The following is an 18,167-nucleotide window of genomic DNA, read 5'->3' as shown; positions in this document are numbered from 1 at the left end:
TTTTTAAGTATTGATAATATCAGCTAATTCTAAAGCAGCATAAGTGATAATGCTTTTTGCTCCTGCACGTTTAAAACTTATTAATGATTCGTATATAACCTGATCATAATCCAACCAGCCATTTTGTGCTGCAGCCTTAATCATAGCATATTCTCCACTAACTTGATATGCAAAAATAGGGACCTTAAATAAATTACTAGCAGATTTTATAATATCTAAGTACGGCATTCCTGGTTTTATCATTATCATATCAGCACTTTCATCAATATCCATTTGAATTTCAGTCAGTGCTTCGTTAGCATTTGCTATATTTATTTGATATGTACTTTTATCTATGATTTGTGATATGTTATGAGAACCTATAGCATAACGAAAAGGATTGTAAAAACCAGAACAATACTTTGCAGCATAAGATAAAATACATACATCCTGAAAGGTACAATTATCTAAAAATTCTCTTATTGCTTTAATTCTTCCATCCATCATATCTGATGGTGCAACTATGTCGCAGCCTGCTGCAGCTAATACTACAGCTTGTTTACATAATATTGATATAGTTAAATCATTATCTACCTTATTATTAATAAGAATACCATCATGCCCAGAAGGAGTATAGGGATCAAGTGCAACATCTGCAATAATTCCAATGTTTGGCACTGCATCTTTGATAGCCTTTATTGTATTGCATATTAAATTATTTGGATTATATGCTTCTTGTGCTTCTTCACATTTTAGTTGGTTATTTACTACAGGAAATAGTGCAATAGCATTAATGCCTAAGTTTTTTGCTTGTTTTACTATATCAATAATTTGTAGAATGGAATGACGTTTTATTTCGTTCAATCCTTTTATTGGGATGAAATCTTTATCTTCATCATGTACAAATAATGGTAATATTAAATCATTCGTAGATAATGAATTTTCCTGTAAAAGATTACGCAACCAACCATAAAGGCGTTTACGTCGTAGTCTGGTATTTGGAAACATAATTAATTTTAATTTGTATAATACAATCAAATTTAATAATACAAGTTTTTATGTAAAATTGTATATTTTATTTATTGAAATATTTTTTTTGTAATGTTTGAATTGCATATTATGGATTATAGGACAATTATTCAAATTATATGGTAAAAAGGGATATTTTTGATGATTATAACTTAAATAAAAAAGTGCTGAATAAAAGTAAAATACGCTTAATTTATTCTACTGGGCCATTTATTGTATTCTATATAATCATTATTATCCGTATGTTGAGTTTGACACTAATATACGAAGAAAGTGCTGATAATAAAATGAAGAATGTGCATGTTTATAGTAGACCTATAGTGTTAGACAGAAATGGAAATATTTTAGCAACCAATTTAGTTACAGCATCAGTATTTGCTAATGCGAATCAAATTTTTGATCCAGAAAGCACTGCTCAAAAAATAGTTAAAATTTTAAAAAATACTACATACTCACGTGTATATAAGCTTTTAACATCAAAGAAAAATTTTGTATGGATAGAGCGTAACATTACTACTACAGAAGAATTAGAGATTAAATCTTTAGGGATTCCGGGAATTAATTTAATTTATGAAAAAAAAAGAATTTATCCGCAAGGTAATTTATTTGCGCATGTATTGGGGTATGTTGACACGGATAATAAAGGAATTTCTGGCATTGAACATTATATTGATCATTCTAATTTAAGTGACCGTGAAGTAAAATTGTCAGTTGATATGAGGGTGCAAAACATTGTTAGAGAAGAAGTACTTTGCCAAATGGAAAAATATCAAGCTTTAGGTGGCTTAGGAATAGTTATGGATGTTAGAAATGGTGAAATTATATCTATGGTAAGTTTACCTGATTTTGATCTTAATAATCAATCACAAGCTATTAATAATCAAAAATTTAATCGAGTTAGTGTAGGAGTATATGAAATAGGATCAATATTTAAATTATTTACTATAGCTAGTGCTATAGATTCAAAAAAAATTAAAATAAGTGATACATATGATGTCTCAAAACCTTTTCGTATTGGAAAATATAAAATCCAAGATTTGTATCAATCTAAGAAACCTGTGTTAACTGTTGGAGAAATTTTTGCTAAATCTTCAAACATAGGTATGGCTCAAATTGTTACACAGTTGGGAAAGGATGTTCAAATTGAATACTTAGAAAAACTAGATTTATTTTCTAATTTGAATATAGAAATTCCAGAAAAATCTATGCCTATACTTCCAAAAAAGTGGTATGATAGTACAATGATAACAGTATCATACGGATATGGAGTTGCTGTAACACCGTTGCATGTAATACAAGCTTCTGCTGGATTAGTGAATAATGGTGTTATGAATCAAGCAACGTTACTTTTTAATAATATAAATAATAAGAAAAAAAGAATCATTAGTCAGGAAACATCACGTGAACTTAGAACATTATTAAGATTTGCAGTGAAGAGTGGTACAGGCATGAAAGCAGATGTACATGGGTATTTAGTAGGAGGTAAAACTGGATCTGCTGAAAAAATTATTGATGGTAAATATAGAAGAGATGTTAACATATCTTCATTTATAGCAGCGTTTCCGATTACATATCCTAAATATATGATAATGGTATTAATTGATGAACCACGTGGCACTAAAGTAACGGGTGGTAAGATAGCAGCTCCTATAGTAAGTGGTATTATTAATAGGATAGCTCCTATTTTAGATATAGCACCAAATATGTATTAAAGTATTAATCTGAGATTTTGTGTATATAACATCTATGGTAGCTATTATGCTATAATATAAGTAGAAACTTTTCTAATATGAAAAAATTAAATACTAAGATATATGTTATTTAATACTTGTATGATTTATGTATGTTAGTAATGTGAATATTAGTTATATTATAATTCAAGTAAACTGTTATTAAATAAGGTTATTGTATAGTAACTTACAGTTTAATAAATATTTGTAATTTTTATTTTTGATATTAAATTAAGGATAAGAAGTAAGATTATTATATTATGGCTTTATTATCCTGAGTAAAATACACACTCCTTCATTTATAACTGAATAAGAAATAGTTTGTTACTCTATCATATTAAAAGTGATTTGTTAATTTATGCAATGCCTTGAGAAATTATAACTTTATGATTAGTAATTTTTATTAGTACTGATTGGCAGTTAAGGCATTCTTAATTGCTAGTTTAACACAAAATCTGTAAGAATTATAAATTTTTATATTATGTTTATAATTTTATATGAAAGTATTAAACGTGTAAGCTACATTTGTAATATGTGCATAGATAGTATGATCATAATGTTATTTTGGCAAAGTTGAATTCAGAATTGAAAATAACCTTCATATTGTTATCAACTATACTAATAGGTAATATTCTTTGTATATGTAATTATCTTATTTTATCAAAACAATACTTAAATATACCGTACAATTATTTTTTATTTTATAATGTTATTTCTTGTAATATATATCACTTTATCTATCAAATTGTAAAATAGTGATATATTGTCATTATTTTACCAAAGTATTATTGCTAATTTTTATCTTTAAAATATTATATATCATAGTATTTTTATAAAGGTTATACGTTTCTAATAAGATGTAACTATAAACTGCAAAATGTATATTCTAAATTTTATAGGGACTATATGTTCCTGTTAAAGTTCGATAAACATAATTATTGAGCAATCTAAATTTTATTTTTACATTAATTGAAAGTGCATAATTTTTTATTTGTTAATTGGATATTATTATATTTATTTACTAAAACAGTAATTTTTTACAAGTTAATTCTTAGTAATACTATAAAACAATTAATTAGAGAATGAACAATAATATATTATATAAAATAGATTATTTATCAATTAATATGGAGTTTGTTAGTTGAGAATAGTGTATCATGTCATGGTTAGGAGTTAAGTATCTTAATGAATAATTCACAAGTATTTACAGTTCATTGTAGTGAGTCATTTTTAGATGTTGTTGCTCATTATATATGTACGCAACATAATACTATAGTTATAGTCCCTGATGAAGATGACGTAAAATTTATTAGCACTGTACTAATAAAATTAAATTATAACATGGATAATACTGTTATTCTATCATTTATGGAAGTAAAACGTAAGTTGGTTATGTTGCATGAAGATGCTGATGATACAAAATTGCTTTTTTTAATGCAGTTTATAGAATCATGGAATAAGGAGAATGATGATAATTATTCAGTATTGTTAAGTAATGAGTTATTGTCTTTATTAGATGAATTACAAGTTAATTGTATACAATTTGACTCCTTAAGAGATTTGTTTGTTGTTGATGATTCAGAATATTGGCAAAAGACGTCAAAGTTTCTTTGTGATTTAGTACATAAGTGGAAGTTAAAATATGATGTAAATCTTATAAAAAATTTTTGTATTGATGAATTAATATGTCAATGGAAAGAGCATTATCCATCTTATAAGGTTATTTTAGCAGTTATGGATTGTAGTAAATTATTTCTACATTTTGTACGTGCAGTGTATAAACTTATAGATAGCAAAATTATATTACCATATGTAAATTTTGATATCTCAGATAATGATTGGCAAAATCTGGATAAAAAGCACTATCAATATAGTATCAAAAATGTACTTTATGAATTAAACATCACAAGGCAAGATGTTAAACAGTTAGAATGTAAAAGTTATTATAATATTATTATTGAAAAGTTATTTAATTTTAATGTGTTATTTAATACATCAAATGATAAAAGTACTAATTTTAATAATATTGAATTAATAACTTGTACATCTGAGGAAGAAGAAGCATATGTAGTTTGTAATCTTATCACATTATACGAAGGTGCAAAGGTTTTCGTTAGTAACAATTCTTTGGTAAGTAGAATAAGGTCTATATTAAATATAGATAATATGCAAGCATGCAATAATAACAATTATTTGATACCTGTATTTTTACTTTATGTAATAGATGCTGTATTATTAAGTAATTCATTGTCATTATTGTCATTACTTAAGCATCCTTTTGTAAGATTGGGATATGCAATAGATGAATATAATATACTTTTAGATGAGTTTGAGTTACAGGTAATACGACAAAGGTCAGATGTGAATTTTAATAATTTTGATGAAATTTGTGATTCCTTAAGCGTTTTTTGTAATAAAATTACAGCAGCACTATCACCTTTAGTATTAGCAAATGATCAATCAATATCAGATATATCATCTGCACATGTGTTATGTGTGCGTTATTTTATAAGTGGTAATCAAGATTGTGATATTATTCTAATAATAGAGGAATTTTTTACTTATTTGCAAAATATGTTAAAGGATATAACAATTTATTCTTTAGGGAAATATAAGGAAATTTTAAAGTTAATTTTGGATAATTATTTTTCTTGTAATATCTTTGATAGGTTAACTAATGTTAATGTCATAAGTAGAGAAGTAGTGATTTTAGCAGGATTTAATGAGGAAGAGCATTATAATAATGGTACATTTTTAAATTCTTCTATGCGCCAAAAAATAGGATTACCATCAGCTGATGAACAGGAGGGATATTTCAATTATATTTTATATAGTATATTATATACAAAAAAAGTTTATATTACTAGGTCAATAAGATCGTTTGGTAAAATTACTGAAGAGCCAATATTGATCAAGTATTTAAGGATTTTACTTGAGGAATATAATTATATAAATTATGATACATTAAGATATCGTCATGCATTTAATAATATTGAAATTAAGCCATATAATAATTATGCTTATAATGTAGGATTAGAAGTAAGATTAAAAACTTTTAGTGTTATTACTACAACTGCTATAGAGGATCTAATAAATAATCCTTATGTGTTTTATGTGCGTAATGTTTTAAATATTGCTCCTATAAAAGAAATTAATACTCAATTTTTACTAAAAGATTTTGGGAATGCTATACATATAATATTTCAAAAGTATTTATTACAAGTTGGTATAAATAATAATTATGATTTGCTTATGAAAATTGCAGAACATGAGTTTGCAAATTTATATAAAAATTGTACATATGCTGAAAGCATGTGGTGGCCAAAATTTAAAAAAATTTCTGATAATTTTTTCGATCTTGATATAAAAAGAAAAAATAATGTTAGATTTATTGAAGTAGAAAAAGTTTTTTCTTGGCGTATAAATCCTGAAATTACTGTAATTGCTAAATGTGATAGAGTTGAGTATTTAAAGGATGGAAGTATTGCAATCATTGATTATAAAACTGGCAATATTCCTTTACAGATTGATATACAGCATGGATTTGCTCCGCAATTAATAGTGCAAGCATTGGCTGTGATGTATAGCACAAATCGACAAATTTCTGATTTAGCATATTGGAAAGTAGATACAGAACAAGTTTCAGTAGTATCTATAAAGGATTTTGATAATATAATAAGGTTTACAGAAGAAAATTTAAGCAAATTTTTGAATTCTTATTTATATGATGAAATATTATTTCATCATATAAATAATAGTGAGTCATCGCGTTATAAAGATTATGAGCTTTTAATGAGAAATAAGTGATGGGTATCTTATTATTCGTAATTACGTAAGTTTGTTATACAAATGTTAATTTCTCAGGAGAATATATTTTACTAGCATTATTAATGGATATGTAAATACTGATAGTTTTTGTGAAAAATTTTTAAATTTAAAAAAGAATATTTATAGGATAATTATGAAGATTGATAAGAAAAGGATTAATTGGATTATTAGTGTAGTTAGTAACATACTAATGTAAGTGATCATTAAAAAATATTAATTTTATAATAGGAAGAAAAATTCATCAAATTATAGATTAGTAAGAACTCATAGGTGAGTGATTTTGTATAGGTTTTTTTTACATTTTATTTATGATAAAACTACTATAAACAATGTAACAGGTTTATGATAATAGATTTTTTAGATATAAAAAACCATTGTAATTAACTATAATATGTATTATTTGTTTATATAAATAATATGGTAAATAGTAATTATGCTAAGAAATAAAGTTACAGTGTCTGTACTATTATGTTCCTTTATTGAAAGTTATGATTTTATAGTATATGCTCAGCTTAGCTTGATTTTAGGACAAGTATTTTTTAATGTGCATAGTAGTTATGTGAACTTATTAATGGGGTTAGGAACTTTTGCTATACCATTTATTGTAAGGCCTTTTGGTGCTATGTTGTTTGGTTATATTGGAGATAGAAAAGGACGAAAATCTTCTTTAGTATTATCAATGATATTGTTTTTATTGTCGATTTTTTGCATGGCTTTTTTACCCACACCTGAAAGTATAGGTATTATTTCTCCAATCATTCTTGTAATAATACGTATGATTCAAGGATTAGCTATGTCTGGGGAAATAGGTGGGTTAGTGCTGATTATAGAGAATGTAAAGTACGATAAAGTTGCTATAGCGTCTGCTATGCATGGTATTGCTATAGTATGTGGAGGCATTCTAGCGTATGTTGTAATTAGCTTATGTAAGAATTTTTTGACAGAATATGAAATGCTTTCCTATGGATGGAGGATACCTTTTTTTATAGCATTTTTAATGAGTCTGTTATTGCCGTATTTGCGGAAATCTATGGAGGAAAGCCATCAGTATTCAGAGCATATAAAAGTTAATCAACCTAGTTCTTTTTTTTCTCTTTTAGAGGCATTTATTAAATATAGGAAAGATTGCTTATTAGTTTATAGTATTACTTCTTTAACTTCTGCAATGTTTTATTTAGTTTTTGTATATATAGACATTCCACAGCACGTTAATATTATGAATTACATTATATTGATGACTATTTTTATTGCGAGTTATTATTGTTTTGCATATTTTATTGGAGTTAAAGATAGCAAAATATCACAATTACTTGCGATATTAGTGGTAATAATATTTGCTTATCCAACTTTTTACTTAATGTCTTACAAATTTTTCTTTGCATGTATTATGTCTATGATTTTGAATGCTATTTTATTTGGTATAGTATTTCCTATTGTAGTTTCTATATTTCCTGTAGCTGTTAGACATACTTGTTTTTTAGTGATTTACAATATTGCTCACATTAGTGGAGGTATTGCTCCTGTAGTGTGTTTATGGATGTCGAATATTGTAAAGCTACAAGCGGTTCCAGCATTATATATTATATTTTGGGCTATTATGGCTTTTATTTGTCTCCTATTGTATAAAGGGCGGAATTACATGGAATTAAGACATCTTAATGGTTGATAGTTTGCTAATAGATTTATAGATTGTAGGTTAATAGTTTATAAAGGTAGTTGCTGCTAATTTTTTGTTATAGTGAATATCAATACTTGCTTTTAAGGTGTAGTGAGGTATTTTTGATATATGAGTGAAATAACTTATTAAATATTGTTTTATTATAATGTAAAGCATTATTATATTAATTGATGATACATACTTTTTATTATCTGAATAAATAATGATGGATTTAGTATAATTTTAGTTATTATTAAAGATTGTTGCTAACGAAAACTTTTGTGCCTTTGTACAGTTTAATAAGATTACAAGCTACATATGCTTTTTCTTCAAATGTACAAGTTATTAGTTAATATATTAAAATTACTCCCTTGATCAGATATCAAAATTCATTAATAATTGGCTTGAAGGTATACATATAATGATGTGCTATTACTAAACACTAGATATCTCTAAGCAATGAGGATAGTAAAGCATTCTTTAAAATGGTATTTCATCATCTATATCAACTTCAATACTATTGAAATTTTCATTTTGTAAATCATTGCTATCTTGTTTTTCACTAATAGTGCTAAATGATCCATCCTGGGTATTACCCTTAGAATCTAGCATATAAAATGCAGAATTAAATCCTTGAAGTACTACTTCTGTGGTATAACGATCTGTATTATTTTGATCAACCCATTTTCTAGTTTTCAATGAACCCTCTATATATACTTTAGAACCTTTACGCACGCAGTTTTTTATGATTTTAACTAATCCTTCATTAAATACTACAATATTATGCCATTCTGTTTTTTCTGTTCTAGTACCAGTTGACTTATCAACCCAAGCTTCAGATGTAGCAAGAGAAAAGCTAGCCATTTCCTTACCGTTTTGCATTATTCTTACATCAGGATCTTTACCCAGATGGCCTATTAATATAACTTTATTAACACCTATATAGGACATGATAAGTTTATTTAAGGATTTACATTATGCTACTTTGCAATATAATGATTTAATATTTACTAGTCAATACTTATTTTGCTACATGTAGTATTTTTAGGTACTTGTTTTTTAATTATGAAGTTATAGTTTATGGAATACTCTTTTCAAAGAATAAAGTCTAAAGCAATTACTGGTGTTTTTAAAGTAATGGGTGAAGTAGCAGATGCTGTTTTATCCTGGGTTAATAGTATAAGTAAAGATTTAACAAAGAGCCAAGATATAGATAACCTTTATAATAAGATGAATGAATGTGTTAATCCTAAAGGTGGTGAAGTTAAAGCTCGCTATAATACTATATCTCTTGGTAATTTGTATCTTAATTTATCTAAAATCGGAAAAGCTAAATTTCTTACATTGTTAAATGATCAATTTAGTGCAAATAGAGAAGAGATAAGCTTGAAAATTGATGCTTATCGGAATGATGCTGAAAATAATTTTAAGGAAGAGTTAGAATTTGAATTACTAAATGCTTTGCATTCTCCAAGGTTTCGTATATTAAAGCAATTTATATCTTTACCAGAAGGGTTAAAATTTCTTGTTGATATGAGAGCTGATGTTATAAATTTTAAGAAGCAAGGGTATTCATTTTTTGCATTAGATAAGGATTTGAGAAATATATTATCTTCATGGTTTGATGTGGGATTATTAGATCTGCGTCAAATTACATGGGATTCACCTGCATCATTATTGGAAAAGCTTGTTATTTATGAAGCAGTACATGCGATTTCTTCTTGGGAAGATTTGCGTCATAGATTGGATTCAGATCGTAGATGTTTTGCTTTTTTTCATTATAAAATGCCAGATGATCCTTTGATTTTTGTAGAAGTAGCTCTTGTTGATCATATAGCAGGTAATATACAAGTTTTATTAGATGAGACAATGCCAGTGATAAATGCAGAGAATGCAAAAGTTGCTATTTTTTATTCTATATCTAACACTCAAATAGGGTTATCAGGTATTAATTTAGGTAATTTTCTCATTAAACGTGTTGTCAATAAGTTATTAAATGAATTTCATAACATAAAAACTTATGCAACACTATCTCCTATTCCAGGATTTTTACAATGGTTAACTCAGGCTGTTAATTTGGAAAAGTGTTTAAACGAGTTAAAAATTACTCTTCAAAGTGAAGAAGTTATGTCATATATTAATACTGATTACAGCGAATTTTCAGTAGAAATACAAAATTTATTTCTTAAATTATGTGCTTATTATTTAATGGTTGTTAAAAATGAAAATAAAGCTGCTGATCCTGTTGCTCATTTCCATTTGAGTAATGGCGCATCAATTAAAAAGTTGCATTGGATGGCTGATAATTCGGATAAGGGCTTAAAAAGTTCTATGGGTATTATGGTGAATTATATTTATGAGTTATCTAAAATAGATGATAATTATGAAAATTATGTAATAAAAAAGAAAATAAATTGTTCAAAAGAAATGTTATCTTTACTTAAGACTTAAGATTTAACTGAAGTAATTGGAAATTATATGGTAATACAGGGAAAAAATTGTAACTGGGAAGTTATTATAGGTCTTGAGGTTCATGCTCAGATTATTTCTAATAGTAAATTATTTTCTGGAGCATCTACAAAGTTTTGTGAAGAACCTAATATACAAGTATCATTATTTGATATGGCTATGCCAGGTATGCTACCTGTAGTTAATACTTATTGTATAGAACAAGTAGTTAAAGCTGGTCTTGCGCTTTCATGTGAAATTAATAAATATTCAGTCTTTGATAGAAAAAATTATTTTTATCCTGATTTACCATTAGGATATCAAATTACTCAGTTTTATTATCCTATTGTAAGTAATGGTAAAATTGTTTTAGAAGAATCTGCAAAAAAGGAAATAAGAATATCTAGAATCCATCTTGAACAGGATGCAGGAAAAAGTATACATGAGAAAAATAATACATATATAGATTTCAATAGAGCTGGGGTAGCTTTAATGGAAATTGTTTCTGAGCCTGATTTGAGATCTCCAGAAGAAGTAGCAGAATATTTGAAAAAATTACGTATGATTTTAAGATTTATTAATTGTTGTGATGGTGATATGGAAAAAGGTTCTTTACGTTGTGATGCAAATGTATCAGTTCGTCCTGTAGGAGATAAGAATTTTGGTACAAGATCTGAAATAAAGAATTTAAACTCCATACGTTATGTTATGCAGGCTATAGAATATGAAAGTAATAGGCAAATAGAAATATTAGATTGTGGGGGAATTTTAACGCAGAGTACAATGTTATTTGATGTAAATTCTGGGCAAACACGAGTTATTAGAGATAAAGAAGATGCACATGACTATAGATATTTTCCAGATCCTGATCTTTTGCCTATAACACTTACTAGTGAATTTATTGATAGTTTAAAGCTATCTTTACCAGAGTTGCCAGATGCAAAAAAAGCTCGATATATTAAAAATTTTGGATTATCGCTTTATGATGCAGAAATTTTATCTTCAGATAAAGATACTGCTGAATATTTTGAAAAAGTAGTAGCAGAAGAACAAAATTTTAAGCTAGCTGCTTCTTGGATAATAGGTGAGCTTTTTGGTAAATTAAATAAAGCAAATATTCCTATCAAATTATCTCCAATAAAAGCTGAAGATTTAGTTAAATTGCTACTTTTAATGTCAAATGATGTTATTTCTGGAAAAATAGCAAAGCAAGTTTTTAATGTAATGTTTGATACAGGTAAAGAGCCATTATTAATAATTGAAGAACAAGGTCTACAGGAAATTAAAAATGAGGATATGCTTGCTTGTATTATAGATAATGTACTTAAGAATAATGCAGATAAAGTTAATGATTATAAGCAAGGAAAAGATAAATTATTTGGTTATTTTGTAGGTCAAGTAATGAAAGAAACAAATGGCAAAGCTAATCCGCAATTGGTAAATTCTCTTCTTAAGAAGAAATTAATATAATATATTTATTATTCAATGATAAGCTTATTTAATATAAGAAGAGTAAATATAGTTTTTATAGAAGGAATTTACTAATATTAATTATAGGCTGTACTTATTTGATTTTGTTATATGTGTTATATTAAAATGATAATTACTTACTTGTATTATTTTTAATACAAGTTATTTGTTTGTAAAATAGAAGCTTAATACATAAATTCTAAATATATAGAAGATTGTTTTATATCTGCTAAATATAATATAAAGTAGTTATTATAATATTATTTATATGTATTACATTATAAATGTAGCATCTATCAGTAATAAAGTAAGATATAAGTGCAGATAGTAAAGCAATGATAAGTTATACTTATATGAGTTTAGTATAATAAATAGTATTTTAATGTTATAGCCAGTTTTATATATTTTAGATAAGGATTATGAATAGTTTTAAAACGTTATTGACAATATTTTTATAAGTTATTACCATGCTATTTAATTAGTGTATCGTACTAATATGGGAGGGGGTGTAGCTCAGTTGGTTAGAGCGCAAGCCTGTCACGCTTGAGGTCGCGAGTTCGAGTCTCGTCACTCCCGCATTTATGTAGGTCATTATAAGAGACGTACATTAAAGGAGAAGTAGTGCTTAGTGATATAATGAAAGGTAAAAAAGGTATAATTATTGGTGTTGCTAATGACAGATCTTTAGCTTGGGGTATCGCTAAGACATTGTCTATGCATGGAGCTAAGTTAGCATTAACATATTTATCTGAAACTTTTAAGAAAAGGGTTGAGCCTCTAGCTAATTCTGTGGATGCAGAGTTATTGATTCCTTGTGATGTTGGTAATATAGATTCAATATGCAATATGGTTAGCAAGGTAAAGGATAATTGGGAATTTGTAGACTTTATTGTCCACGCTGTGGCTTTTTCTGATAAGAATGAATTAAAGGGTAGATATATAGATACTTCACTTGATAATTTTTTAACATCAATGCATATTTCCTGTTATTCATTAACTGCTATTGCTAAACAGGCTGAAGAATTAATGAATCCTAATGGTGGTAGTATACTGACTTTATCTTATTATGGTTCTCAAAAGGTTGTACCACACTATAATGTGATGGGAGTATGTAAGGCAGCGCTTGAAGCAAGTGTAAAGTATTTAGCAGTTGATTTAGGAAATCGGCAAATAAGAGTAAATGCAATTTCTGCAGGTCCTGTTAGAACTTTAGCTTCTGCAGGAATAGGGGATTTTCATTATATTTTAACATGGAATAAATTTAATTCACCATTACGTCGTAATACTACGCTTGATGATGTTGGAGGAGCAGCTCTATATTTGTTAAGTGATTTAGGAAGGGGTACTACAGGTGAAACCTTGTATGTTGATAATGGTTATAATGTTATAGGAATGAAAATGATAGATGCTCCTGATATTCATTATACAGAAGGTAAATTATAGGTGTATTGCGTTTATCATGCTTCTTTAGTAATTATGAATAAGTGCTAGGATAGCTGTTAAATTAATGACTTAATAAACAAAGTAATGAGTATTTAGATATGTTTTTCGTGATGTAATCTCTAATATTATGAGATATTAGTTATATTATTTGTGTTTTTAACAAGCTTGATATATTTGGGGCATTTATTGTAAGAAAGCTTCTAATTTGTTTTTTAAGTTTGAATGTATAGTGTTATTCTTCTTATATGTGAATATTTATTGTGGGTGTTATATAGTATATTTATGATTAGGAAAAATCTTTGCAAGTTATTATAAGTGTTGTGCTAAATATAAACTAAGTATTAACTAGATAATAAAGATAAGGTAATTTTGGATTATAATAATAAATTAAAATAATAAATGGGTATTAAATCTTATCTTTAAAATATCATTTATTAAATGTATAGAAATTATACTATGTAGATTATTAGTTATTGTAGTAAAGCAGCATATATCAATATGTATTTATTATAATTGCTGTTTTGTGATATTTACATTGTATTTTTAAGTGTAGTAGAGTTAGTTACTGTATTGAGTTCTTTTAATCATTATAAGAGTGATAAATTTTTTGAATGTAATAATAAATTTATTACTTAAGGTTGCATTAATAGTACACTATATATATTTTAATATGTATAAAAGTTATAGTGTATGTTCTATAAATGATAATGGAAGTATATTTTATAAGAATGTCATTTTATGTAAATCTAACAGTGAAATTGATAGATGATTTTTTATTTATGTAATATAATATAACTCTATCTTTAGCTGTTTTTTTAATTTAATGACTTTAAGTGTATTATTTGCTATATTTTTCTAAGGTTGTGTTATGAGTGATGGTAGTGCTGGAGTTATTGGTGATTGTATCAGTGAAAGATTACAAAGTGATAATCAAATAATTTGGAAAAATGTTCAGAGAAAACTGCGCAATTTGTACGGTAATGCTATATATGATAGTTGGCTAAGTACTTTAGCCTATTCTGGAAGTGATAATGGTAAAGTAATACTATCAGTATCTACTAGGTTTATAAAAGAATGGATATTAGTACATTACATAGATCAGATTTTAAAATATTGGCAAACAGAAAATCCTAATATTTATTCTATAGATATTTGTGTATATAATAATCACCCTGTTGTTCACTCAGTGGTTGAATCTAAAAGTGATGAATTAACAGATCATGAAGTTAATAGCAATTATGATCATCTTAGTTCACCACTGGATCCAAGATTTACATTTGATAATTTTGTTGTTGGTAAACCAAATGAATTAGCTTTCGCTGCTGCTAGGAGAGTGGCTGAATCATCTGCTCCTATATTTGGGAGTAATCCTCTTTTTTTATATGGAGGTGTGGGGTTAGGAAAAACTCATTTAATGCATGCTATTGCCTGGTATGTTTTAGGATTGTCATCAACAAGAAAAATAGCATATCTTTCTGCAGAAAAGTTTATGTATCAATATGTAACGGCATTACGAAGTAAGGATATAATGCTTTTTAAAGAGCAGTTTCGTTCAGTTGATATTTTAATGGTTGATGATGTTCAATTTATTAGTGGTAAAGATAGTACACAAGAGGAATTTTTTCATACTTTTAATGCATTAATAGATCAAAATAAGCAATTAGTTATATCTGCTGATAGATCTCCTAGTGATTTAGATGGTGTTGAAGATAGGATAAAATCTAGGTTAGGATGGGGTCTTGTTGCTGATATTAATGAAACGACTTTTGAGTTGAGACTGGGAATTTTGCAATTAAAAATTGAAAAGATGGGTATTAGTATTCCCAATCAAGTATTAGAATTTTTAGCGAAAAATATAAAATCTAATATTAGAGAATTAGAGGGTGCGTTAAATAAAGTTGTAGCACATTCTTCTTTAGTTGGTGGAAGCGTGACTTTGGAATCAGCTAATGATATCTTATCAGATCTTTTAAGGGCAAATCATAGATCAATAACAATTGATGTTATACAAAAAAAAGTTGCTGAGTATTTTAATATAAAGATATCAGATATGTATTCTACAAGAAGATTGCGGACTCTTGCAAGGCCAAGGCAAGTTGCAATGTATTTAGCAAAAAAATTAACACAAAAAAGTTTACCAGATATAGGGAAAAGCTTTGGTGGAAGAGATCATGCAACAGTTATTCATGCAGTTAAACAAATAGAAAAGCTTATAAGTATGGATAGTAAGTTAAATGATGATATTAACTTATTAATGCGAATGTTGAGGTAGTGTATGTAATATATCATTATTTGTCTTATTTTTATATGAATTGAAGTGCTTATGTGGTATTTTTTTATTTTTGATAAAAAAATGGAATTAATAGTTTATTAATATAATAAGTTTATTAAACATTGTTATAATGTACTTTATTTGAATTAAAAATCTGCTAAGCTATCTTAGCTGATTCCAAAGTCACCGTTTCTCCCGACTAAGGTGCTAAGAATATGGAAGTATATAGTTTAGCTCTTATTTTAAATTGATATGACTTTTATATTAAAAAATTTATATAATTATCTGATAAATGAGGAAGATAGTTTAAAAAAAGTATAGTAAACTTACAAATAAAAAATTCTAGCATTATGGAAATAATTATGTTGAGCTTAATTAATTGAGAAACGTATCATTAATTAAATAATTATTGTAGCTATTTATATTATTAATGAAAGTATTGTGATTAATTAAATTAGATGCTATGTAACTATCATATACTAGCTAATAAGCAAAAAATACCAACGATATATTTTAATAATTAACGTTACATAAATTGTCCCTTTATAAGAAAATAAATTTTACATACTTATAAATAACTTATATTACAAATTGTATATGTAGAACATTATTTGCACTGAGAATTATCCTTTTGTTTTTCTATACGGGATACATGATTGGGCAATGCTTTGAATGTTGGTGCAGATGCAAATTTAGCAGCATTATGTATATTTGGTTCTTCTGTGTCATTAAGATATTTTTTTAGTACCATGCCAGCTTGTCCAACAACTATTAAAGGGAATACAAGCGCTACAGCAGTTGCTAAACCACTAAGACATAATCCTAACATTAGAAATAATAAGGACATAGGTGTATTTACCATATTTTTAAATACAATATCCTTATGCTCAGGGGCGTTAGTGTCTTGATTATATTGCTGAAAGTTCATTTTTTCTTTTAACGAACCTAATATATTCGAAGGATTTATGTCAAGAAAGTCTCCAACTTGTTCTTTAACTTTTGTTAGTATACTAGCATGATTCCTTTTATATGTGAATATTTGTTGTTTAATATTTTGTATATCATGAGCGGTAAGATCTGATTTTATATACGAACAAGCTTCAACTGTTTGAACTAATTTTTGAAAATTTTCATTATTTACTTCTAGCATCATTAGACGCATTTCTGCTACTAAAAATAACCTATATAGTCCATAAATTATATGACGTCTCTTGTATATATTAGTATTTTTATTTGCATGTGCAAAAACTATATTTGTCTTTTCTATGCCTATATTTTCTTGTAAAGACTTATGAATTTGATTTTCAAATTCTAGATGAGCATCATTTTGTATTTTATGATTATTCTGCTTTAAGTATTGATTGCATTCTTGATTACTAGGGTTGCGCTGTAGTTTTTGCTTTAATGTATCTATATGCTGAGTTTTGTGTTGATTTATAATGGATTGTATTTGAGCACTAACAGTATCTTCTGTTTCATTAATTATCTTAGATATACGTTGCTGTAAAACATGATTTTTCATTTGGGGTAAATTATTAGAAAACATGGCATATGGTACCTTAAAAGAATATGTACTTATATATTAAATTATGATAACACATTTATTGTAAAAAGTGTACATTTTTTTTGAATTGATATTATGAGAATAGGAATATTAGGTGGTTCATTTGATCCACCACATTATGGTCATTTGCATATTACTATGAATTTACTTAAGATATTACAATTAAATGAATTGTGGTGGGTGTTAACGAGACAAAATCCATTAAAATTTAATAGTAAGTATAATTTAGAGGAAAGATTATTATTAGCTAATAAAATTACTTGTGATTATAAAAGAGTAAAAGTAATTTATGTCGATAGTTGTTATAGTTATCATGTGGTTACATACTTAAAAAGAAGGTATTATAATGTAAATTTTATATGGTTAATGGGTTCTGATAATTTACTATTTTTTCATAAGTGGTATAGATGGAAGGATTTTTGTCAACTTATTCCAATATTAGTATTTGAGCGTAAAAATTATGTTTATAATGCATTAAAATCTTGTTTTTCATATTCTCAATATCAACGTTATGTAAATGTGGGGTTATTGATAAAAGAATTATATGGATGGAGTTTTGTTAGATCTGTAACTTATGATATGTCCTCTACTAAAATAAGAGGATATAGCTTAAATAAGAATTAGAAGACTATATATATGAAATAATTTTTGCTACTATGTTATAAAAGTTGACTGCTTATTTATTTTCTCAAATAAGACTTAGGTATTGAATAGTAAAGAATTTTATCTTAGCAAGAGAGAAAATAA

The 18,167-nt window shown here is 26.8% G+C and carries 11 protein-coding genes and 1 tRNA gene; 9 read left to right on the top strand and 3 right to left on the bottom strand.

What is annotated here, in order from left to right:
- Positions 1-3: 3 nt before the first annotated feature.
- The gene (gene hemB / locus HL033_RS00730; RefSeq protein ID WP_218194206.1) at positions 4-987 is read right to left on the bottom strand and encodes a porphobilinogen synthase; all 984 of its coding nucleotides are present in this window, start codon (positions 985-987) and stop codon (positions 4-6) included.
- Between the two features lie 140 nt (positions 988-1,127).
- Here hemB and HL033_RS00725 point away from each other — a divergent pair, with 140 nt between their 5' ends.
- The 3 genes from HL033_RS00725 to HL033_RS00715 all read left to right on the top strand — a co-directional run bounded on the left by HL033_RS00725 (position 1,128) and on the right by HL033_RS00715 (position 8,232).
- Complete coding sequence (locus HL033_RS00725; RefSeq protein ID WP_218194205.1) at positions 1,128-2,720, top strand: peptidoglycan D,D-transpeptidase FtsI family protein; 1,593 nt, start codon at positions 1,128-1,130, stop codon at positions 2,718-2,720.
- Positions 2,721-3,923: 1,203 nt separating this feature from the next.
- A complete protein-coding gene (locus HL033_RS00720) occupies positions 3,924-6,545 on the top strand; it encodes a PD-(D/E)XK nuclease family protein (protein ID WP_218194204.1) in 2,622 nt (873 codons plus the stop codon).
- A 454-nt stretch (positions 6,546-6,999) separates the two neighbouring features.
- Entirely contained in the window at positions 7,000-8,232 is a 1,233-nt protein-coding gene (locus HL033_RS00715) for an MFS transporter (protein ID WP_218194203.1), read from the top strand.
- A gap of 471 nt (positions 8,233-8,703) precedes the next feature.
- On the opposite strand, the gene ssb is transcribed toward HL033_RS00715, so the two are convergent.
- The gene (ssb, locus tag HL033_RS00710) at positions 8,704-9,174 is read right to left on the bottom strand and encodes a single-stranded DNA-binding protein (RefSeq protein WP_218194202.1); all 471 of its coding nucleotides are present in this window, start codon (positions 9,172-9,174) and stop codon (positions 8,704-8,706) included.
- A 129-nt stretch (positions 9,175-9,303) separates the two neighbouring features.
- On the opposite strand from ssb, the gene HL033_RS00705 reads away from it, so the two are divergent.
- From HL033_RS00705 to dnaA, 5 genes are all read left to right on the top strand, one after another.
- Positions 9,304-10,674, top strand: coding sequence for a malonyl-CoA decarboxylase (locus tag HL033_RS00705; protein WP_218194201.1), 1,371 nt, complete (start codon positions 9,304-9,306; stop codon positions 10,672-10,674).
- Positions 10,675-10,701: 27 nt separating this feature from the next.
- Positions 10,702-12,141: an Asp-tRNA(Asn)/Glu-tRNA(Gln) amidotransferase subunit GatB gene (gene gatB / locus HL033_RS00700; protein WP_218194200.1), complete on the top strand. Its 1,440-nt coding sequence runs from the start codon at positions 10,702-10,704 to the stop codon at positions 12,139-12,141.
- Between the two features lie 502 nt (positions 12,142-12,643).
- Positions 12,644-12,717, top strand: a tRNA-Asp gene (locus HL033_RS00695).
- Between the two features lie 60 nt (positions 12,718-12,777).
- Positions 12,778-13,584: an enoyl-ACP reductase FabI gene (locus tag HL033_RS00690; RefSeq protein ID WP_218194466.1), complete on the top strand. Its 807-nt coding sequence runs from the start codon at positions 12,778-12,780 to the stop codon at positions 13,582-13,584.
- A gap of 868 nt (positions 13,585-14,452) precedes the next feature.
- On the top strand, positions 14,453-15,856 hold the full coding sequence (gene dnaA / locus HL033_RS00685) for a chromosomal replication initiator protein DnaA (RefSeq protein WP_218194199.1): 1,404 nt from the start codon (positions 14,453-14,455) through the stop codon (positions 15,854-15,856).
- A 607-nt stretch (positions 15,857-16,463) separates the two neighbouring features.
- On the opposite strand, the gene HL033_RS00680 is transcribed toward dnaA, so the two are convergent.
- Positions 16,464-17,378 (bottom strand): hypothetical protein, encoded by a 915-nt coding sequence (locus HL033_RS00680; protein ID WP_218194198.1) that lies wholly within the window; start codon positions 17,376-17,378, stop codon positions 16,464-16,466.
- Between the two features lie 117 nt (positions 17,379-17,495).
- Between HL033_RS00680 and HL033_RS00675 the strand changes: the two genes are divergently transcribed.
- Positions 17,496-18,044: a nicotinate-nucleotide adenylyltransferase gene (locus HL033_RS00675; protein ID WP_218194197.1), complete on the top strand. Its 549-nt coding sequence runs from the start codon at positions 17,496-17,498 to the stop codon at positions 18,042-18,044.
- The last annotated feature ends 123 nt before the right edge of the window (positions 18,045-18,167 follow it).

This window comes from Neoehrlichia mikurensis, assembly GCF_019186785.1.
Taxonomy (GTDB): Bacteria; Pseudomonadota; Alphaproteobacteria; order Rickettsiales; family Anaplasmataceae; genus Neoehrlichia; species Neoehrlichia mikurensis.
This window is presented reverse-complemented; position numbering and strand designations above follow the sequence as displayed.

Coding starts and splice junctions, on each gene's coding strand:
- hemB (WP_218194206.1), bottom strand. CDS start 987: ATGTTTCCAAATACCAGACTACGACGTAAACGCCTTTATGGTTGGTTG.
- HL033_RS00725 (WP_218194205.1), top strand. CDS start 1,128: ATGGTAAAAAGGGATATTTTTGATGATTATAACTTAAATAAAAAAGTG.
- HL033_RS00720 (WP_218194204.1), top strand. CDS start 3,924: ATGAATAATTCACAAGTATTTACAGTTCATTGTAGTGAGTCATTTTTA.
- HL033_RS00715 (WP_218194203.1), top strand. CDS start 7,000: ATGCTAAGAAATAAAGTTACAGTGTCTGTACTATTATGTTCCTTTATT.
- ssb (WP_218194202.1), bottom strand. CDS start 9,174: ATGTCCTATATAGGTGTTAATAAAGTTATATTAATAGGCCATCTGGGT.
- HL033_RS00705 (WP_218194201.1), top strand. CDS start 9,304: ATGGAATACTCTTTTCAAAGAATAAAGTCTAAAGCAATTACTGGTGTT.
- gatB (WP_218194200.1), top strand. CDS start 10,702: ATGGTAATACAGGGAAAAAATTGTAACTGGGAAGTTATTATAGGTCTT.
- HL033_RS00690 (WP_218194466.1), top strand. CDS start 12,778: ATGAAAGGTAAAAAAGGTATAATTATTGGTGTTGCTAATGACAGATCT.
- dnaA (WP_218194199.1), top strand. CDS start 14,453: ATGAGTGATGGTAGTGCTGGAGTTATTGGTGATTGTATCAGTGAAAGA.
- HL033_RS00680 (WP_218194198.1), bottom strand. CDS start 17,378: ATGAAAAATCATGTTTTACAGCAACGTATATCTAAGATAATTAATGAA.
- HL033_RS00675 (WP_218194197.1), top strand. CDS start 17,496: ATGAGAATAGGAATATTAGGTGGTTCATTTGATCCACCACATTATGGT.